Raw genomic sequence first — 19,930 nt, forward strand, 5'->3', positions numbered from 1 at the left:
CTGCCCGCGTACGCGGCTGGGCGCTGTGCCCGTCGGGCCGACGTCAGGCCATGGAGAGTTCGGCCCAGCGGGTCACCCGGTCGCGGTGGGCGTAGGTGCCGTAGCTTGCCGACAGTGCTACGACGATACCGATTCCACGGCCGTGTTCGTCCGACTCCAGCTCACCGGTCGGTCGCCATACCTGGGACGAGGGTCCGCCGTCGGTGACATCGATGCGAAGGGTGCGGGGACCCTCGTTCTCGCTGCAGCGCAGGCGGAGAGTGGCCGGGGGCAGGGCGTGGACGATCGCGTTGGTGATCAGCTCCGAGATGACCAGGAGCGCCACTTCGAGACTCTCGGTGGGCAGATCCCATCCGGCCAGGAGTGCGTGCGCCCGTCGGCGAACGGCTGCGATGCCCTCAGGGATATGTGGGACCTGAAGAACACGGTCCGGGTTCGCGAGCGTCACGCGAGGGCACTCAGCGCTGCCGAGTACGGCCATCCCGACCCCTGGGTTCATGAGCTGATCTGCCACGGCTCCTCCTACAGAAGCTGCGGGTGTCGGCACTGCTGGACGCCCGTGGACTCGCCTTCGGCCCAGGTTCGCGATGGGCCGGTTATCACCTCTTGGCGCGGTGATGTCCTGATATCGGACGCTACGGGCCGGGTGGGCGACGCCCCACAAGTTGTCCCGCCTTCCGGGACGAATTGGATGTTTTCCCTCCTGGATCGCAGGTCACGGGGGCTGATCGCCGCGTCCAGCGCGTCACCGTCCACACGTTGCAGCAAATGGATCTCGACAATCACGTGATCGCCAGCACCGTGCCTGCTCCTCGACTACCCGCACGCCCGCCAGGCCCTTCAAGTCGTCCGCTGGAGACGGGATGTGGGCTCCGGCACGCTGACGATCGAACGGATCTACCCGGTCACCAGCCCGCCGCCCGGCGCGGCCACCGGTGCACGACTCGCCGCATGGATCCGCGGCCACTGGAAGATCGAAAACCAGCTCCACCACGTCCGCGACCGCACCTTCCCCGAGGACGCCTCAAAGATCCGCACTCGGCACCTGCCCCGCATCGAGGCCGGCCTGCGCAACCTCGCCATCGGCGTCCNGGACTGCTGGCCGGAGGGGAATAGCGCACGGTTGAAACACCCCCCTCCCGCCAGTCGTTCGAGACATCGTCAAAGGCTCGGCGAGGCGCGCCGCAAGCTCCGTACGAACCGTCAGGAACGCCGCCGGTTCCAGGACCGGTTCGACGCGGCGGCCACGGTGATCACGGCTGTGCCGGCGGAGAACGCCGTTCTTCGCGAACGGCTTGCCGAGACCAGCCGTCGTCACCCCCCCCTCGATCGCGCGCACGCCATCCGCGAACGATGCTCGCGTGGCCCATGAGGCCGTCCCGGTGACAGGCCGCCGAGGACGGCGAGCCCCTCGCTGCCCTGAGAGCCGCGCGGGTTGAACCTGGCTGCGTGGATCAGAGCTCGCCGAAAGTGGCCCTTTTGCCGCCAGTCGACGTCATGCGCCCCCGGCCGGCGGACGAGATCCCCGAGCATGACAGCACGCCCGGGGGCTACCAGTACTCCCTCAAGCTCGATGGATTCCGCGCCCTCGCCTTCATCCTCGATGACGAAAGGGTCTTCCTGCAGTCACGTTCACGAAGGGACCTCTCCGGGGAATTCCCCGGGATCGCCGCGTACCTGCGAGATCACCTGCCACCCGGAATCGTGTTGGACGGGGAACTGTGCGCCTACCGCGAGGGGCGATTGACCTTCACCGACCTGCTCCGGTCCCACAACGATCGCGAGCGGTTGGGAGTCGCCGTGTCCTACATCGCGTTCGACATTCTCGCCGTCCCCGGCCGGGACGTCAGGGCCCTGCCCCTGAGGGACCGGTGGGAACTGCTCGGAGCAGCGCTGCGGGACGTCGGCCCGCCCCTTCAGCGTGTGCTGGCAACGCCGGATGAGGAAACAGCCCTCGGCTGGTTTCGTGACATGAGACCCGTGGGCGTCGAAGGGATCGTGGCGAAAGCGCTGAACTCGCCCTATCGAGCGGGAGCAACCTGGGCCTGGAGGAAGATCCGGCATTCCGATACGCGAGACGCCGCGCTACTCGGTGTTTTCGGCCCGGTGGAACGACCGCAGGCACTTCTCGTCCGACTGACCGATGATCGAACCGTGAAGACGTCTCCTCGGTTGACCCCGGTGCAGTCACGGCAGGTCGGCGAGCTGGTACGCGGCCTCGTGGGCGAGCTGACCGACCACCCGGACCACGGACCTGTGCGAATGCTCACCGAGCCGCTCCTCGTTGAACTGCGTCAGGCAGCCGGACGCCACGGGACCGCCCGTTTCGTGCGCGTACGGCCCGAGGCGTGAACATCGGGTTGCGCCCTCAAGCTCCGTCGACCTCACTGCCGAAGGACGCTTCGGAGGTCGGGGCCTTCGACGAGTGAACGGAAGTCCGCAGCAAGTCGCAGCCCCACGGCAGGCTCGTCCGTGAGCACCGCCCGGTGCAGTTCAGCGCCAAGCGGGTCGGCCGATCCCGGTCTCAGGCAGCCGGGGCGGTCAGGACGGCCTTGGCCGCGAGCCGGGGATTCCTGATCACCGGATTGGGGTCGCCCTCGCGGCCGGCCAGGACGACCTGGCCGGCGGGAGCGCCCTCGATCGGGACGGTGACGAGGTCGGGACGGTGACGAGGTCGGGACGCAGTGAGCTACGCCGATCGCCGACCGGAAGCACGGCGATCGCCTTGCCCTTGCCGTCCGCGACGAGTTCGAGCTTGTCCTCGCAGCTCTCGATCGGCGGCACGCCGGCCCCGAGGATCCGGTAGGACGTCCAGTCCACGGTCTCGAACGGGCACGGCGCCGCCTCCTCTCCGGCCAGTTCTTCCGCGGTCACCGACGCGCGGTCGGCCAAGGGATGGCCGCGCGGGACCACGAGCATCCGGGGCTCCTCGTACAGCGCGGTGCAGCCCGGGCCGGTGGCCGAGATCGAGCGGGGCACCGCCCGGCACGCCGTCGTCACGGTCCGCCGACTCCCGGACTCGCTCATTAATCAAGTTTGACTAGATGAACCGGTGGGGGTACGGTCTCCATTAGTCAAGTTTGACCAGCCTCCCACGTCTGCGTGAAGGAGCATGTGTGCCCCAGCTTCCCGACACCGGGTACCTCCCGACCCCCGACGAACTCGCCTCGGTCCAGGCGTGGTTCACCGAGTACGACGCGGCGGCAGCGCGCCGTGACATCGAGCGGATGGCCGACATGGCCGTCTTCCCGCTCAATCTGGTCAGCGACGACTCCGCGGGCAGCGGTGCCTCCGCCCAGTGGGACCGCGAGCAGTACGTCCGGACCATGACCCAGGTCATGGGGGACGGGTCCGAGGACATCGCCTTCGAGTCGGTGCGCACGCCCGTCTTCCTCGGCCCGGCGATGGCGGTCGTCTTCACCGACTCCACCATGACGGTGGGCGGCACGACCCAGCAGCTGCGGTACGCGGACGTCCTGATCAGACGGGACGGGCGGTGGGCCTTCCAGACCATGCTGCAGAGCGGCTGGGGTGACAACCTGCGCTGAGCCCCCCACCCGCACCGTGCGTCCCCGCGCCCGCAGCCGCGTCGACGGCTGCGGGCGCTCGCACGTCCGGGTACGACCGGGGCGCGTTCGTGCGCGGTGCGCGGCCGCGGGCCGTGCGCGCCCCGGCGTCCGAGGGCGCCGGCACCCGCCGGACTGCCGACGAAGGGCCGAGAGGCGTGAACGCCGGTACGCACTTTCCGGTGCGACGCGCAGTCCGGTCGTCGCCCCGCCCCACCCCACCGGCCACGTTGCCGCTCACCTCGCCGGTCACCGGCGACCGGTGGCGCCCGGCAGGGCCCGCACGTCCCGCCGCCCGTCCGGCGAACCGTTCATCCGGCTCACTTGCGCGGGGTGGGTTACCGCAGTCCTGGTGCACACTCTCCCCAGGCATCCGGCTCGCGGAAGGGAACGGCGTGTTCACGGGGATGGACGAGGTCGACTGGGCCTCGATGGGGCATGCGTACGGTCCGGCTGACGACGTACCGGGGCTGCTGAGGTCACTCGCCTCCGCGGATCCGGCCGAGCGGGAGACCGCGCTCGACGGGATGTACACCGCGGTGCACCACCAAGGCGACGTGTACGACTCCACGCTGGCCTGCATCCCGTTCCTCCTGGAACTCGTCGCCAGCCCCGAGGTGCAGGACCGCGGCGCCATCGTGGAGTTGCTGACCAGCATCGGCGGCATCGACCTCGACGACGACGAACTCGACCCGGAGGACGAGGAGTTCGAGGACGCCGCGAACTACGCGATGGCCGCCGCCGCGGTGGCCGCGGGGGCTGACGTCTTCGTCGGGCTGCTGGGCGACCCGGACGCCGGGGTCCGGCTCGCGGCGCCGTGCGCCCTCGCGATGCTCCACGGTGACCCGGCGCGGGTACTGGCCCTCCTGAGGGCCCGGCTGGAGAGGGAACGGGACACGGAGGTACGGCTCGCACTCGTCGAGGCGGTCGGGCGGATCGCGCTGCGCCACGAGCCGCTCCGCGCCGAGTCGGTGAGCTGGCTGACCACGCTGCTCGCCCCGGACCGGCCGCCCGGGTTGCGGCTGTCCGCACTGACCCAGCTGGCACGCTGCGCACCCGGCCTCCTGCCCGACGACGTGGCGTCGACGGCGACCGCGCTGCTGCGGGCCACGGACGAGGCCGCGGCCGGCGCCGGGCCGGGGGCCGGGTCCGGGGCGGAGGCGGCGGGGGGCGACGGCCGGCCCGGCGCGCCCTGGGCGGACGACCTGCTCCGGACGCTCCACTCCGCGCTCGGTGACCGCGTCGACGACCGGATCGCGCTGCTCACCGGCCAGCTGACCAGCGCCGACCCTGACCAGCGGACGGACGCCGTGTGGATGTGCCACGGGCTGATCCGGGCCTGGCGCGGGCCGTACGACGAGGTGGTGCGACTCGTCGGTGCGCAACTCGGCGACCCCGATCCGCTGCTGCACGGCGCGGCGGTCAGCCTCCTGGAGAGCCTCTTCGGGCTGGCGCTGCCCGCGGCCGACGCGCTCGCGGAGCGGGTGAGGACCGCCGACGGGGAACGGCCGGCGGACCGTCGCGCGCTCGTCGCCCTCGCCCGGCTCGGTGACGCGCGTGCCGTCCCGGCGCTCGCCCGCGCACTGGAGCAGCCGGACCTGCCGCGCGACGCGGCGTTCGCCGTGCCGTACCTCGGCGACCGGGCCGCGCCTCTCGTGCCGGTGCTGCGGCGGCGGCTCGGCGAGGTGGCCCTGGACGAGCAGCTCTACGACCGGGCGGCACCACTGCTGAACGGACTCGCCGGCGTACGGGCGGCCGAGGCGCTGCCCGAGGTGCTGCGGGTGCTGCGCGGCGCGCCGGCGTGGGGCGGCGAGTGGGTGACCGAGGCGGCACTGCGGGCCCTCACGACGTTCGGGGCCGCTGCCCTTCCGGCGGTGCCGGAGCTCCGCGCACTGCTCGGCGGCGCGTCCTCGCACCCGTCCTCGTCGGTCGTCGCGGCCGCGGCGCGGGCGCTGTGGGCGGCGACGGGAGACGCGGCCGCGGTACTGCCGGTGCTCCGCGAGCTGCTCACGGCGGACGGTCCGGACGAGCGCCGCGCCGCCGCCGCGGCGCTCGGCGCGGTCGGCCGCGCGGCGGCCGACGCGGCGCCCGCACTCCGCGACCTGCTCACCTCGCCGGAACGCTGGCTCCGGATGGACGCGGCGGTCGCCCTGTGGCGGGTCACCGGTGAGGCCCGGGAATCCCTGCCGGTGCTGCGGACCGCGTGGGAGGAGAACCGCTACGGGCGGGTCGAGATCGCCGAGTGCCTCGCCGAGATGGGCCCGTCGGCGGGGCCGGCCGCGCCCCTGCTGCGTGCGGAGCTCGCGCGGCCCCGGCGGCACAACGTGCTGGACGGGGGGTCCGGGAGCCACGACATCGAGCAGGACGAACGCCTGCTCACCCTCTGCCGCGCGGCACTGCGCCCGCACGCGTGACGCCGCGCCCGCGGCTCCGGTGGTGCGTGGGGCCGTCCATGCCTGCGGAGCTCCCGCGGTCGGAACCGGAACCCGTGCGGCTTCGCCGCGATCGCGATCGCCGCCGGGGCCGGCGCGGGCACCGGTGCGGGGGTTCCCGTCCCCCGCGGCGAGGCCCTGCGGTAAGGGCAGGGGCCGGGCACGCGGCAGGTGCGGTGTTCGGCGCCTCCGGCCGTGGGGCGTGTTCCGAGAGTCCCGTCCGGCCGGGGACGTCCGGCCCGCGCGGACGCGCAACCTCAAAACATCCAGAGCCCCCCGCAAGGGGCAAAAGGGACTTCCGTACCCTGGGGGGCGGCCCGCATTCGAATCGACCCCTCCCAGGACTCCCGTTGCCACGCCATCGCGCCCCCCGCCCCGCGCTCGCCGCCGTCGCAGCCGCCGCGCTGCTGCTCGCCGGCTGCGACGACGCCGGCGGACTGGAGAGCGCCGGGGCGACGCCGACCGCCGTCGGCCCGGTGCGGCTGTGGCCGGAACTGCCGGAGATATCCGCACCCCCGGTCGACTACGGCGAGAGCGACACCGAACACATCCGCGGGATCGCGGTCCCCGGCGGCGATGTCCACGCCGTGGACCCGGTCGCCGTCGTCCAGGCGGAGGTGGCCGCCCACCCGGGCCGGGTCACCGGCCCCGACGGGCTCTACGAGCAGACGGCCCGGCAGATCCGCGAGTGCCGGACGAGGCCGGCGAAGTGCCCGGTGCTGAAGCCGTACTACCGCGATCTCACCGGCGACGGGAAGGACGAGCTGATCGTCGGCATCACGATGCCCGAGCAGCAGACGGCGATCCGGGTGTACATGCCGGAGAAGGGCGGGCTGACGCGCATCATGTCCGACGCGGAGGCGATCGTCAGCGTCGAGCTCGCCGGCCGGGACCTGATCCTGCGGGCCGTGTCCGCGGGCATTCCCGGCTACGAGTACCGCACGGCATGGTCCTGGGACGAGCGGCAGCGGGCGATGCTCCCCGCACGCGACGAGATCGTCCGGGTCAAGCCGTCCCGGCCCGCACCCGAGCCGTCGGCGGACCCACGATGACCGGCAGCACGCCGTTCCGCCGCAGACGGCCGCGGCGCCGCCCGCGGCTGCGCAGGCCGGCCTGGACCGCCACGCTCACCTGGAAGGCCACGGTCTTCATCACCGTGATGTGCTGCGCGCTGGCGGCGCTGCTCGGTGCGCTGGTGCATGTGTCGGTGACCCGCCAGACCGTGGAACAGGCCCGCGAGAAGGCGCTGTCGAGGCTGGAGGACGCGACCGAGGCGTACGAGGCGGGCGAGCCGATGGGGCGGTACGGCGCCCTGGACCCGCAGGCACTGCCGTCCGGACTGCGGGCGCTGGCGCTGCGCGGGCAGCGCGGCACGGTGGTCTCGGACGTCGACGGCCGGCCGACGATGTGGGCCGCGGGCCCGGCGGACGGCCGCGCCCTGGCGGTGCGGATCGACTACACGCTGAGCGCGCAGACCATCGTGGGCCTCGACCGGGCCATCGTCGGCTCCTCCGCGCTGGCGATCGGCGCGACGCTGCTGGCGGGAGCCTTCTCGGTGACCCGGGTGACCCGCCGACTGCATCTGACCGCGCAGGTGGCGCGGCGGATCAGCGCGGGCGATCTGGACGCGCGCGTCAACGACCCCCGCACGAAGGACCCAGCGCGCTGCGAGGACGAGGTGGCCACGGTCTCCGGCGCGCTGGACACCATGGCCTCCACCCTCCAGGGCAAGCTGCTGAGCGAGCAGCGCTTCACCGCCGATGTGGCGCACGAGCTGCGCACCCCCCTGACGGGCCTGTCCGCGGCGGCCGAGCTGCTGCCGCCGGGGCGCCCGTCGGAGCTGGTGCAGGACCGGGTGCGCAGGATGCGGACGCTGACGGAGGACCTGCTGGAGATATCTCGGCTCGACGCGGGCCGGGAGAAGGTCGACCTCGACATCCGTGAACTGGCGCCGTTGGCCGAGCGGGTGGTGCGGATGGCGCGTTCCACCGGCTCGGAGACGGAACTGCTGGTCGTCCGTGACGCGAGCGTCGAGACGGACAAGCGGCGGTTGGAACGCGTGCTCGGCAATCTGATCGCCAACGCGCACAAGCACGGTGCGGGGCCGGTGGTGGTGACCGTGGACGGGCCGGTGGTGTCGGTCCGGGACCACGGGGAGGGGTATCCGGAGTACCTGCTGGAGCACGGGCCGCAGCGGTTCCGTACCGAGTCGGGGGGCAAGGGCCACGGTCTCGGCCTGACGATCGCGGTGGGCCAGGCCGCGGTGATGGGCGCGCGGCTGGAGTTCGGTAACGCTCCGGGGGGCGGGGCGCTCGCCCGGCTGACGCTGCCCGAGTACGTGCATCTCGCCGACCGCCCGGACGGGGGCGCCGCGGCCTCGCCGGACACGACCGGCGGATCCCCGGCGGTGCCCGGCACGGATGCCGCTCCCGGCACCGACATGCAGCACACCGAGTCCACGGATAAGCGGACATAACAGCCCTGCTTGCTACGTTGCGTCGCATGACCGCAACGGCAGCGGAGGCTCCCCCGCCCGAACGGCCCCCTACGGCGCGACGGCGGGGCGTCGAGCTCTCGCTCCTCGTGTGCGCCGTCCTCATCTCCGTCTACGGCTATGCCGACGTGGGTCTGGCCAGGAGCGGAGCCGTTCCGCCCGACGCCCTCGCCTACGGTGCGGGTCTCGGTCTGCTCGCGCTGCTCGCCCATCTCGCCGTGCGACTGCGGGCGCCCTACGCGGACCCGCTGCTGCTGCCGATCGCGGTTCTCCTCAACGGTGTGGGTCTCGTCCTCATCTACCGCCTCGACCTGGAGACCCCGGCCGACCGCGCCGCCCCGGCCCAGCTGATCTGGTCCACCCTGGGCGTCGGGCTGTTCATCGCGGTCGTCGTACTGCTGCGGGACCACCGCGTGCTGCAGCGCTACGGGTACCTCTCGGTCGTCACCGCGCTCGCCCTGATGATCGTGCCGATCCTCTTCCCCGCGGTGAACGGCGCCCGGATCTGGATCCGGATCGGAGGTCTCTCGTTCCAGCCGGGCGAGTTCGCCAAGATCCTGCTGGCGGTGTTCTTCGCCGCGTACCTGGCCGCGAACCGCCATGCACTCGCCCACACGGGCCGCCGGATCGGACCCCTGCAACTGCCCGCCGGCCGGGTACTCGGCCCGGTCGTGGCCATCTGGCTGATCAGCGTGGTCGTACTGGTGCTGGAGCGGGACCTCGGCACCTCGCTGCTGTTCTTCGGGCTCTTCGTGGTCATGCTCTACGTCGCCACGGGCCGGACCGGCTGGATCGTGGTGGGGCTGCTGCTCGCGGGCGTCGGTGCGTTCGCCGTCGGCACCCTGGAGCCGCACGTGCACAGCCGGGTCGAGTCCTGGATCGACCCGTACGCGTCCATCACGGCGGGCGACGGGCCGAGCCAGCTCGCCCAGTCGCTGTTCGCCTTCGCGTCGGGAGGGGTTCTGGGCACCGGCCTCGGCGCGGGGCACTCGATCCTGATCGGCTTCGCCGCCAAGTCCGACTTCATCCTGGCGACGGCCGGCGAGGAACTGGGGCTGGCCGGGCTGACGGCGCTCTTCCTGCTCTACTCGCTGCTGGTGGCGCGGGGCTACCGTGCGGGACTCGACCTGCGCGACCCCTTCGGGGGGCTGCTCGCCGTGGGCCTCGCCGCGATCGTCGCCGTACAGGTCTTCGTCATCGCGGGCGGGGTGACGGGCCTCATCCCGCTGACCGGTATGGCCATGCCGTTCCTGGCGCAGGGGGGTTCGTCCGTCGTCACCAACTGGATCATCGTGGCGCTGCTGATCCGGCTGAGCGACTCGGCCCGTGAGCCGCACCCGGAGCCGGTGGAGGCGGGTGTGATCGCACCCGCCGTGCCCCCGGCGGCCCCGGCAGGACGGACGGACGCGGGACCGGCGGAACCCGCGGTCCCGACGGAGGCGGCGGCACGGACGGATCCGCCCGGACCGGCCGCGGAGGGGACGCGATGACGCGGTACATCCGGCGCGCCGCCGCGCTGAGCCTGTTCCTGCTCGCCGCGTTGTTCGTGAACGCCGTGCGCGTCCAGGTGCTGCAGGCCGACGGCCTCAACGGCAGCCCCGCGAACCGCCGTGCGGCCATCGCGCGCTACGACGAACCGCGCGGGACCATCGTCGTCGGCGGCCGGCCGGTCACCGGCTCGAAGGACACCGGCGAGCAGCTGCGGTACGAACGCACCTATCTGGACGGTCCCCTGTACGCGCCGGTCACCGGCTACTCCTCGCAGACGTACGGCACGACCCTGCTCGAGCACGCGGAGGACGGGGTGCTGTCGGGGACCGACCCGAGGCTCGCCCCGCTGCCGTTCTGGAACGAGTTCACCCGCTCCGAGCGGCCCGGCGGCAAGGTCCTGACCACGGTCCGGCCGGCCGTGCAGCAGGCGGCGTACCGAGGGCTCGACGGCAGGCGCGGGGCGGTCGCGGCGATCGAGCCGTCGACGGGCAGGATCCTGGCACTCGTCAGCAGCCCCTCGTACGACCCCGGGCTGCTGTCCGGCAACAGCGCCGAGGTCACCGCGGCCTGGCGGCGGCTCAACGGGGCGGAGACCCACCCGATGCTCAACCGGGCCATCCGGCAAACGTATCCGCCCGGCTCCACGTTCAAGATCGTGACGGCCGCGGCCGCACTGGAGGCGCGGGTCGTCACGGACGCGGACGCCCCCACGGACACACCGGACCCGTTCGTCATCCCCGGCACCGGGACGACGCTGCCCAACCCCGTGCCGGGCTGCCGCAACGCGTCCCTGGTGTACGCGATCAAGTGGTCGTGCAACACGGTGATGGCGAACCTGGGCGCGAAGGTGGGGCTGAAGGGGATGCTGGAGACGGCGGGCCGCTTCGGCTTCAACGACGCATCGCTGCGGATCCCGTCCGGCGTCGCGGTGTCCAACTTCGACCGCCGCATGAGCGTGGACCAGCTGGCGCTGTCGTCCATCGGCCAGTTCGACACCACGGCCACGCCCCTGCAGATGGCGATGGTGGCCGCGGCCGTCGCCAACGGCGGCGAGCTGGCCCACCCGTACCTGGTGGACCGCACGACCACCTGGGACGGGGACACGGTCAGGGAGACACCGCGCCGGTCCTACCGTCGCGCGATGTTCCCGGCGACCGCGCTGGAACTGCGGCGGATGATGGTGGAGGCGGCGGAGAAGGGCACGGGGACGCGGGCACTCATCGACGGGGTGACCGTGGGCGGCAAGACCGGCACGGCGCAGCACGGCATCGGCAACACGGGTACGCCGTACGCCTGGTTCATCGCCTGGGCGCAGCACCCTGAGGCGCCGCGGCCCGCCGTCGCGGTCGCGGTGGTCGTCGAGGACCCGGAGGCGGCGGGCGGCGAGATCAGCGGCGGCGGCGACGCGGCGCCGATCGCACGGGCGGTGATGGTCGAGGCGCTGAAGGCGGCGAAGCCCTGAGCGACGGGCCCGGCGGCCCTGACCGGTGCGGGACCGCTCAGGCGCGGGGCCCCGCTGGTCGCTCGAGCCCGGACAGCTTCCCGGAGCGTCGTCCGATCGGGTGATCGACGGCAGTGGCGTGAGCGGCCCGGTCAGTTCGCCCCGTCCGCGATCGCCTCCTCCACCTCGGCCACCCGCTCCGCCTCCTCCGCCGCGAAGCGCTCCCGGTCCAGGCGCTCCGCGAGTTCCTCGTCCTGGGTCATCAGCAGATCGAGGTTGGAGTCGCCGAGTTCGAAGACGCCCATGTCGACGTACGCCTTCTGGAGCCGTTCGCCCCAGAGCCCGATGTCCTTGACGCAGGGCACGATCCGGCTGAAGAGCAGCTTGCGGAAGAGGTGCAGGAACTCGGACTGCTCGGTGTACTCCTCGGCCTCCCGGCGCGGGATGCCGAAGTCCTCCAGGACCTCCAGCCCGCGGATCCGGTCCCGCATGAGGTAGCAGCCCTCGATGACGAACTCCTCGCGCTCGCGCAGCTCCGAGTCCGTGAGCTGTTTGTAGTAGTCGCGGAGCGCCATGCGCCCGAAGGCGACGTGCCGGGCCTCGTCCTGCATCACGTACGCCAGGATCTGCTTGGGGAGCGGCTTGTCGGTGGTGTCGCGGATCATGCCGAACGCGGCGAGCGCCAGGCCCTCGATGAGCACCTGCATACCGAGGTACGGCATGTCCCAGCGGGAGTCGCGGAGGGTGTCTCCGAGCAGGCCCTGGAGGTTGTCGTTGATCGGGTACAGCATCCCGATCTTCTCGTGCAGGAAGCGGCCGTAGATCTCGGCGTGCCGGGCCTCGTCCATGACCTGGGTGGCGGAGTAGAACTTCGCGTCGAGGTCGGGAACGGACTCGACGATCCGCGCCGCGCACACCATCGCGCCCTGCTCCCCGTGCAGGAACTGGCTGAACTGCCAGGAGGAGTAGTGCCGGCGCAGATCGCCCTTGTCCTTCTCGGTCATCCTGGCCCAGTGGCGCGTCCCGTAGAGGCTGAGGGCCTCGTCGGGGGTACCGAGGGGGTCGTACGGGTCGACCTCGAGATCCCAGTCGATGCGCTTGGCGCCGTCCCACTGCTTGTCCTTGCCCTTCTGGTAGAGGGCGAGCAGCCGGTCTCGGCCGGAGCCGTACTCCCAGCTGAAGCGGGCCGCGCCGGTGGCCGGGACGGTCCAGACGGGTTGCCGGGGCGGGCTGGTGTAGTGGTCATACGTCGACACGAAAGGCTCCCTCGCCTCGCACTGACGAACTGACGGTCTGTTGGCAGGCTCACACGTTGGTAGACGCGTAGTCAACAAGTGCCGCACAGGGGATTGACGGGCTTACTGACGCACAGTCTCATAATCGTCATGACGACTGTGTCCGAACGCGATCTCACGCTCCTCCGCGATGCCCTCGGGCCCCTGCGGGACCGCGAACAGGTCGCCGCGCGCCTGCTCGAGTCCTCGGCCAAGCACTCCTTCGACCCCGACGAGGAGCTGGACTGGGACGCCCCGGTCGAGGAGGGCAAGTGGTTCTGGCCTCCGGAGCTGGTGTCCCTCTACGACACCCCGCTGTGGCGGCGGATGTCCGAGGAGCAGCGGATGGACCTGGCCCGGCACGAGGCGGCGTCCCTCGCCTCGCTCGGCATCTGGTTCGAGATCATCCTGATGCAGCTCCTGGTGCGGCACATCTACGACAAGCCCGTGACCAGCAATCATGTGCGCTACGCCCTCACCGAGATAGCGGACGAGTGCCGCCACTCGATGATGTTCGCGAAGATGATCCAGAAGGGCGGCGCCCCCGCGTACCCGGTGCCGCGGGTGTACCACAACCTCGCCCGCGTCCTGAAGACCGTCTCCACGACCCCGGGCTCCTTCGCGGCCACGCTGCTCGGCGAGGAGGTCCTCGACTGGATGCAGCGCCTCACCTTCCCGGACGAGCGCGTCCAGACGCTGGTCCGCGGAGTGACGCGGATCCACGTGGTGGAGGAGGCCCGGCACGTGCGGTACGCGCGTGAGGAACTGCGCCGCCAGATGGTGACCGCGCCGCGCTGGGAGCAGGAGTTCACCCGGCTCAGCTGCGGCGAGGCGGCCCGGGTCTTCTCCGTGTGCTTCATCAACCCCGAGGTCTACGAGAACGTCGGCCTGGACCGGCGCGTTGCCGTCGCCCAGGTGAAGGCGAGCGGACACCGCCGTGAGGTGATGCAGTCGGGCGCCAGGCGCCTCACGGACTTCCTCGACGACATCGGCGTCCTCCGGGGCCCGGGCCGCCGGCTGTGGAAGAGCTCGGGACTCCTCGCCTGAGGGCGGCCGGGTGCCGGGGCCCGGTGCGCAGCGGGAGGCGGAAGCGGGCGTTCCGGCCGGGCGCGCCTCCCTCGCCCGGGACCGGCACACCCGTCCGGCGCCGGCGGCCCTCCCCGGCCGAACCCGTCCGGACCCCGGCCAGTGGTCCGGACGGCCCCCCGGCTCCGGGACCCGGCGGATAGGCTGCCCGTATGACCTCAAGTGCTCCCGCGACGCGCGCGTACCGGCGCCTGAGTGTGGAGGAGCGGCGTGACCAGCTCCTCCGCGCCGCCCTCACGCTGTTCGCACACCGGGCGCCGGAGGACGTGTCACTCGACGACGTGGCCGAGACCGCCGGGGTGTCCAGGCCGCTCGTGTACCGGTACTTCCCGGGCGGCAAGCAGCAGTTGTACGAGGTCGCGCTGCGCAGCTCCGCAGACGCGCTCGTGCTGTGCTTCGCGGAAGCTCCCACCGGACCGCCGACCGAACGGCTGGGCCGGGTCCTGGACCGCTACCTCGACTTCGTCGACGAGCACGACGCCGGGTTCAGCGCGCTGATGCGCGGCGGTAGCGTCGCCGAGACGTCCCGGACCTGCGCGATCGTGGACGAGGTGCGACGTGCGGCCGCCGAGCAGATCCTGGTCCACCTCGGCGTACCGGAACCCGGCGCGCGCGTGCGCATGATGGTGCGCACCTGGATCGCCGCGGTGGAGGCGGCCTCGCTGATCTGGCTGGACGGGGACAAGCGCCCGTCCGCCGGGGAGCTCCGGGACTGGCTCGTCGACCATCTCGTCGCCCTGCTCGCGGCGACCGCGGCCACGGACGAGGAGACCGCGGGCGTCGTCCGGAACCTGCTCGCCCTGGAGAACCCGTCCGGCCCGGTGGGGACGCTCGCCCGGCGCGTACTGCCCCTCGCGGGCGACGCGGGCCACCTGCTCCGGGGCGTGTTGCGAGAGTAGCTCCGTCCGCCCGCAGGGCGGGGCCCGATCGTCCGGTGCGTGCGACCGCACGGCGGAGGACCGCCCTCGTACGGGACGCGCCCCGGTGTGCTGCGGCACGCAGCGGGACGCCGTGCGGGGCGTCGCGTGCCGGTGGACCCGGCACGGTGTCCGGCTCCCTCGCACACGGGTGCCCGGCGCGGGTCGCGGGCCGTCCGGCACGGGGCCCGGGACCGCCCCGGGAGGGACGGGACGGCGCCCCTGCGCGAGACTGGAAGGGTGAGAAGCGAGAACACCCCCTTCGTCGGCGGCCCGCTCGACGGGCGGGTCCTGCCCGTCCTGGTCGGCCCCACCGGCAACCCGCCCCTCTGGTACGAGGTACCGGTGCCGGACGAGGACGGTGGCCCGCACACCGTGTACGCCTACCGCCGGGTCACCGCCGGACACTCCAGGCGGCTCGGGCTGCCGCGCGGCTGGAAGTACGAGTACGCGCCGGAGGGGCGGGAGCGCCGCAGGCTCAACTGGCCCTGGTCGAAGCCGAAGCGGGCCGAATAGGATCAACGGCGTTCGACGACCCACGGGGGGAGTTTCGCCGATGGAGGCACTGCGGGAGGCGCTGCAGGACGGGGATCCACGCCGAATCGGCCCGTACACGACGCTGGCTCGGTTCCGCGCGACCGCGAGCGCCGTCCAGTACGTGGGGCGCGACGAGGCGGCCGGCGGTGAACCGGTGGTCCTCTCCCTCGCCCGGGCGGAGCTCTCGGCGCTGCCGGCGTTCCGCTCGCGATTCTCGGCGGAGGCGCGCACCGCGGAGCGGCTGGCGGGAGGATGGGTCACCGCCCCTCTCGACCTGTCCACGGACGGGTCCGAGCTGTGGACCGCGTACGCGTACGTGCCCGCTGTGACCCTCGACGAGGCGATCGCCCTCGCCGGGCCGCTCCCGGAGCGTGCCGTACGGACGCTCGGCGCGGGGCTCGCCGAGACCCTGTCCCGCGTCCACGCGGCGGGCACGGTGCTGCACGGTCTCGCCCCGGAGACCGTGCTGCTGGCCTCCGACGGGCCCCGGCTGTCGGCCTTCGGCGCCCTGGGCGCGGCCGCGCACGCCGAACCGGCCCCCGGCGGCGGTCTGTCCGTACGGCTGGGCTACCTCACCCCCGAGCAACTGGCCGGCGAGCCGCCCGGCACGGCCTCCGACCTCTTCGTCCTCGGCCTCCTCCTCGCCTACGCCGCCACCGGCACCACGCCGTTCCCGGACGGCCGGGCCATCGCCGACGCCGCACCCGAACTGGACGGCGTACCGCACGGGTTGCGGGACGTGGTGGCGTCCTGCCTCGCCAAGTCCCCCGCCGACCGGCCGACCGCGGGCAGCGCCGCGGCGGCGCTCGCCCTGGAAGGCGCGACGGCGCCGGCGAAGGAGGGCTGGCTGCCGGAGCCGGTGCTCACGGCCCTGTCCGCCCAGGCCGACGCGGTGACCCGGCTCGCCCTGGGCGGCCGAGCGGCCGTCTCTCGGGACCCGGTGCCCGTCGTACAGCCGCTGCCGCCCGGCGACACGGCGGGCGCGGAGGCTTCCCCGCAGGACGCCGGCGCAAGCGGGCGGGCATCCGCCACGGCACCGGACGACGCGAGCCGCACCGCGCTGCCCGCGCAGGACGCGGGTGGAGGCCGCCCCGCACCGCCCGCCGCCCCGTCCTGCGACGCGACCGGCACCGTCCGGGCCGGTGCCGGCCTTCCCCCGCAGGACGCCCCGGGCACGGGACCTGAGGACGGACGCGGCCGGGACACCCCGGCCCCCTCCCCCGCCGATGCTCGCCGCGTCGACAGGGTGACGGCGGCGCTGGGCATTCCCCGGGTCCGGAGCGCCCCGGAGGATGCCACGGCAGGCCGGGCGGGCTCGGCCGCGCCGGGCGTCCTGCCGGTCGTCGGGTCCGGTGCTGCGACCATCGCGCCGGACGCCCCACCGGTACACGGAGCCGAGCCGGTCACCGCCGCGCAGGGTGCCCTCCCCGCCCCGCCCCCCGCCCCGGTGCCTCCGGTGCCGGAGGCACCCGCCGGACGGGCGGTCCGGCTCACGGACACGGCCCCCGCCGCGCCGGACGGCGGCGACGCGCCCAAGTCCGCCCTCACCGCATCGGTGCTCGCGGCCAAGGCGGGCGCGGAGCGGCGGGCGTTGGTGCTCGGAGCCGCCGCGGGCACCGTCGGACTGCTGGTCGGGGGTGGCATCGGCGCGGCCCTCGCGGGCGGGGACGAGAAGGCGGCCGCAGCTCGGCCCGGGCCGGCTCCGGCCGCGAAGCCGCTGCCCGGTGTGCCGCCGGCGCCGCTGTGGGTGTACCGCCACGCGGGCGACGGCTCGGCACAGGCCACCGCCTGGCGCGACCGGGTGCTGGTCGTGTCGGACGACAAGGGCTGCACGGGTGTGGATCTGCGCACGGGCCGCCGGCTGTGGACCCGGCCCGCGGCCGCGAGCGCGGGACACCGCCCCGTGGTCGCGGGCGACGGCCTCTTCCTGATCGGTGCCACGCATTTCCTCTGGCTGTCGCCGCAGGACGGTACGGTCCGCCATCGGATCGCGGCGCCCGCGCATGTCAGCGCGGTGACGGCCACCGAGGGACCGGTGGTCTGGTTCACGGGGACTGCGGGCGCAGGAACGTTCCTCGTCGCCTACGACGCCGTCGCCCGGAAGGAGTTGTGGCGCGCCCAGGTCCCGAACGGCCGCGGCCGGAACGCCGTACCCCGGTATCAGGGTGTCGCGGTCCGACCAGACGGACTCCTCGTACGGCAGGACGGCGGCTCGCTCACCCCCCAGCAGCAGAAGGCGAACAAGGGGCTCGGACTGTTCGCCCTCTACGACAGAACCGGCGGCAAGCGCCTGTGGGGCAAGCACTTCGGCACCGTCCACCAGAGCGCACCCGTCTTCGGCGACGCCGTGGGCCGGCTGTTCGCCCTCGCGGGACCGGATCTGCGCGCCTACGACACCCGCAGCGGCAAGCAACTGTGGCGGGCCGCCGGCGCGGCGGGCGAGGGGAGCGTCCACGGCGGAACCCTCTTCGTGCCGACGGCCGGGCACCGGCTGCTCGCACTCGACGCGGCGTCCGGCGCCACGCGGTGGACGCGGTCCACGGAGGCCGGCGGCGGGGGCGGTCAGCCGCGCGTGCTGCTCTCCACCGGCGGGCGCACCGCGCTGGTGCTGGAGTCCACGCAGGTCACAGCGTTCTCCACGGCTGACGGCACCCGGTTGTGGAAGTTCCAGGACGCAGGCGGCCCCGATCCGGTGACCGGCTACCGGGGCGTGGTGGCCGGCCGCACCGCCGTCGTGTGGCGCGGCCGGGCCTTCTACGGGCTTCCCCTCGGGCGCTGACGGACCGCGAGGCCGCCAGCCGACACGCCGCACGGCGGGCGGGGCCGCCCGCAACGGGTGACGGTGTTGGTCCGGTCCGGCCCCTCGGGCGGCCTTCGCACGAGCCGCGCCGCATCATCGCCGACGGAGTCCGTGGGCAATCGGAGGTGATGACGTGTCAGGCAGCACGCTGCGAACTCTCCGCGCGACGGCACTGGTCGCGGTGGCGGCGCTCGGGGCCACGGGGTTCGGGCCGACCGCAGCCGGACCCACGGCGGCGGGACCGACGGCGGCCGGGGCAGCGCTCGCCGGAGGCTCGACCGCCGCACCGGGGCAGTCCCGGGAGCCGTCCGCGCGTCCGGGGACGGGACTGGGTGCGGAACAGGACGGCGACGACACGGAGGCCGGCGGCACCGCCCCCCTGCCCGGGACACCCGGGAAACCCGCCCGGGCACCTGGAGAACCGGCCGCGGCGCCCGGGAAACCCGCCGCCGCACCGGGGACACCGGCGATCGGGCCGGCGGTCGGTGCGGTGCCCGCGAGGGTTTCCCAGGCCCTCACCCGGCTGCAGGGTCTGTTCCGGCAGGCGGCGGAGGCGAGCGAGGCGTACACCACCTCCCGGGACATGCTCGTCGAGCAGGCTGCCGAGACCAGACGGCTCCACACCGCCCTCGCCGACGCGCGCGGCGCCCTCGCCCGCAGCCGGGACGAGGCCGGGCGGCTGGCCCGGCGGCAGTACCAGGGCAGGACCGAACTGTCCCCGTACCTCCGGCTCCTGCTCGCCCGCGACCCCCGGAGCGCTCTGGAGCAGGGCCGTCTCCTGTCACGCGCGGCGGACGGCAGTCGCGCGACGATCGCGCGGTTGGAGGAGCGAGCGCGCCGGGCGGACGCGCTGGCGGCGGCCTCCCGCCGGGCCTTCGACGAGCAGCGTGCCCTCGCCGAGCGGCAACGCGCGCAACGGGACACGCTACGGGACCGCCTGGACGAGGTGGAGGAGGTGCTGGCCTCACTCTCACCGGAGGAACTCTCCGTTCTGGCTCCGGAGAACTGAGGCTTGCGGGGAACCACGGTGTTGCTTCCCTGGGAGCCCTTGGCCGTACACCAGTCGCGACGTGGCCGGAGGGCAGCTTTCGCGACGTCGGACGGCCCGCCCTCCGCCATCGGGCGCCTCGCCGGGCTGATCGGGTGACCAGCGCCACGAGCGTCAGACGTCCTGTCCGGGACGGCTGGTGCGGAGGCGTTCCCAGAGGCTGACCACGTGCACGTGCAGGGCGTCCTCGGCCTCCTCGGCGGTCAGGTGCCCTACGAGCACATGACTGGTCAGGCCGTCCGAGAGGGCGAGTAGGGCCCGGGCCTCACGCTGCGGATCGAGCATCGCCGCGCCGTCGCCGGCCGGGCCGCTCTCACCGGCCTCCGTGATGAGGCGGCCGAGGAGGTCCTGGAGAGCCGCGTAACTGACTCTGAGTCTGGCGGCGAGTGGCTCGCTGACGGCGGCCTGGGCAACGAACGCGAGCCATACCCGTGCCTCGGCGCGGTGCTGCCTGCGGAGCAGGGCGATCTCGGTGGCCGCATGGCCCAGGGCGGTAGCGGCTGACTGGGCTGGGCTGCTGGACAGGCGGGCCCGTACGCGTTCGGTGATGCGCTCACCGACGTGGTCGACGGCGAACAGGAGCATCTCTTCCTTGTTGCGGAAGCAACGCTGAACGGCCCCCAGGGAGACCTCCGCGCGGGTGGCGACGTCGCGCATGGTCACTCCCTCAGGTCCGCGCTCATCGACGAGGAAGCAGACGGCCTCGGCGATCCGTCGGCGTCGGCTCTCGTAGTCCACCTGCTTGGGCATGTTCGGGCGCCTCCTTTTTCCAATACAAACGTATCGCTTCTGGGCTATGGTTCCGACCCGAACGCTTCGACACATGAATCGCCACGACATACGA

16 protein-coding genes are annotated in these 19,930 nt (G+C 73.2%); 12 read left to right on the forward strand and 4 right to left on the reverse strand.

Annotated elements, in window-relative coordinates; translation table 11 throughout:
- Nucleotides 1-43 precede the first annotated feature (43 nt).
- Entirely contained in the window at nucleotides 44-499 is a 456-nt protein-coding gene (locus QMZ92_RS29385; RefSeq protein WP_349307775.1) for an ATP-binding protein, read from the reverse strand.
- A 950-nt stretch (nucleotides 500-1,449) separates the two neighbouring features.
- On the opposite strand from QMZ92_RS29385, the gene QMZ92_RS29390 reads away from it, so the two are divergent.
- Entirely contained in the window at nucleotides 1,450-2,352 is a 903-nt protein-coding gene (locus QMZ92_RS29390) for an ATP-dependent DNA ligase (RefSeq protein ID WP_283300600.1), read from the forward strand.
- Between the two features lie 225 nt (nucleotides 2,353-2,577).
- Here QMZ92_RS29390 and QMZ92_RS29395 read toward each other — a convergent pair whose 3' ends face one another.
- Nucleotides 2,578-3,027, reverse strand: coding sequence for a LysR substrate-binding domain-containing protein (locus QMZ92_RS29395; RefSeq protein ID WP_283300601.1), 450 nt, complete (start codon nucleotides 3,025-3,027; stop codon nucleotides 2,578-2,580).
- 89 nt (nucleotides 3,028-3,116) lie between these two features.
- On the opposite strand from QMZ92_RS29395, the gene QMZ92_RS29400 reads away from it, so the two are divergent.
- From QMZ92_RS29400 to QMZ92_RS29425, 6 genes are all read left to right on the forward strand, one after another.
- Nucleotides 3,117-3,548, forward strand: a complete 432-nt coding sequence (locus QMZ92_RS29400; protein ID WP_283300602.1) for a nuclear transport factor 2 family protein — start codon at nucleotides 3,117-3,119, stop codon at nucleotides 3,546-3,548.
- A gap of 413 nt (nucleotides 3,549-3,961) precedes the next feature.
- Complete coding sequence (locus QMZ92_RS29405; RefSeq protein WP_283300603.1) at nucleotides 3,962-5,980, forward strand: HEAT repeat domain-containing protein; 2,019 nt, start codon at nucleotides 3,962-3,964, stop codon at nucleotides 5,978-5,980.
- 368 nt (nucleotides 5,981-6,348) lie between these two features.
- Nucleotides 6,349-7,050 (forward strand): hypothetical protein, encoded by a 702-nt coding sequence (locus QMZ92_RS29410; RefSeq protein WP_283300604.1) that lies wholly within the window; start codon nucleotides 6,349-6,351, stop codon nucleotides 7,048-7,050.
- Nucleotides 7,047-8,474, forward strand: coding sequence for an ATP-binding protein (locus QMZ92_RS29415; protein WP_283300605.1), 1,428 nt, complete (start codon nucleotides 7,047-7,049; stop codon nucleotides 8,472-8,474). The genes QMZ92_RS29410 and QMZ92_RS29415 overlap by 4 nt, the downstream gene beginning before the upstream one ends.
- Nucleotides 8,475-8,500: 26 nt before the next feature.
- Nucleotides 8,501-9,982, forward strand: a complete 1,482-nt coding sequence (locus tag QMZ92_RS29420; RefSeq protein WP_283300606.1) for an FtsW/RodA/SpoVE family cell cycle protein — start codon at nucleotides 8,501-8,503, stop codon at nucleotides 9,980-9,982.
- Nucleotides 9,979-11,445, forward strand: a complete 1,467-nt coding sequence (locus QMZ92_RS29425) for a penicillin-binding transpeptidase domain-containing protein (protein WP_283300607.1) — start codon at nucleotides 9,979-9,981, stop codon at nucleotides 11,443-11,445. The genes QMZ92_RS29420 and QMZ92_RS29425 overlap by 4 nt, the downstream gene beginning before the upstream one ends.
- Nucleotides 11,446-11,576: 131 nt before the next feature.
- On the opposite strand, the gene QMZ92_RS29430 is transcribed toward QMZ92_RS29425, so the two are convergent.
- Nucleotides 11,577-12,680, reverse strand: coding sequence for a ferritin-like domain-containing protein (locus QMZ92_RS29430; RefSeq protein WP_283300608.1), 1,104 nt, complete (start codon nucleotides 12,678-12,680; stop codon nucleotides 11,577-11,579).
- A gap of 129 nt (nucleotides 12,681-12,809) precedes the next feature.
- Here QMZ92_RS29430 and QMZ92_RS29435 point away from each other — a divergent pair, with 129 nt between their 5' ends.
- From QMZ92_RS29435 to QMZ92_RS29455, 5 genes are all read left to right on the forward strand, one after another.
- Complete coding sequence (locus QMZ92_RS29435; RefSeq protein ID WP_283300609.1) at nucleotides 12,810-13,745, forward strand: AurF N-oxygenase family protein; 936 nt, start codon at nucleotides 12,810-12,812, stop codon at nucleotides 13,743-13,745.
- Nucleotides 13,746-13,936: 191 nt separating this feature from the next.
- The gene (locus QMZ92_RS29440; protein WP_283300610.1) at nucleotides 13,937-14,683 is read left to right on the forward strand and encodes a TetR/AcrR family transcriptional regulator; all 747 of its coding nucleotides are present in this window, start codon (nucleotides 13,937-13,939) and stop codon (nucleotides 14,681-14,683) included.
- 258 nt (nucleotides 14,684-14,941) lie between these two features.
- On the forward strand, nucleotides 14,942-15,217 hold the full coding sequence (locus tag QMZ92_RS29445; protein WP_138053207.1) for a DUF8847 domain-containing protein: 276 nt from the start codon (nucleotides 14,942-14,944) through the stop codon (nucleotides 15,215-15,217).
- A gap of 40 nt (nucleotides 15,218-15,257) precedes the next feature.
- Nucleotides 15,258-18,017 carry an outer membrane protein assembly factor BamB family protein gene (locus tag QMZ92_RS29450; RefSeq protein WP_283300611.1) on the forward strand — a complete coding sequence of 920 codons (2,760 nt, stop codon included), beginning with the start codon at nucleotides 15,258-15,260 and terminating at the stop codon, nucleotides 18,015-18,017.
- 154 nt (nucleotides 18,018-18,171) lie between these two features.
- Nucleotides 18,172-19,047: a coiled-coil domain-containing protein gene (locus tag QMZ92_RS29455; RefSeq protein ID WP_283300612.1), complete on the forward strand. Its 876-nt coding sequence runs from the start codon at nucleotides 18,172-18,174 to the stop codon at nucleotides 19,045-19,047.
- A 153-nt stretch (nucleotides 19,048-19,200) separates the two neighbouring features.
- Here QMZ92_RS29455 and QMZ92_RS29460 read toward each other — a convergent pair whose 3' ends face one another.
- On the reverse strand, nucleotides 19,201-19,836 hold the full coding sequence (locus tag QMZ92_RS29460; protein WP_283300614.1) for a TetR/AcrR family transcriptional regulator: 636 nt from the start codon (nucleotides 19,834-19,836) through the stop codon (nucleotides 19,201-19,203).
- Nucleotides 19,837-19,930: the final 94 nt, after the last annotated feature.

The organism is Streptomyces sp. HNM0645, from assembly GCF_030056615.1.
Classification (GTDB): Bacteria; Actinomycetota; Actinomycetes; order Streptomycetales; family Streptomycetaceae; genus Streptomyces; species Streptomyces marianii.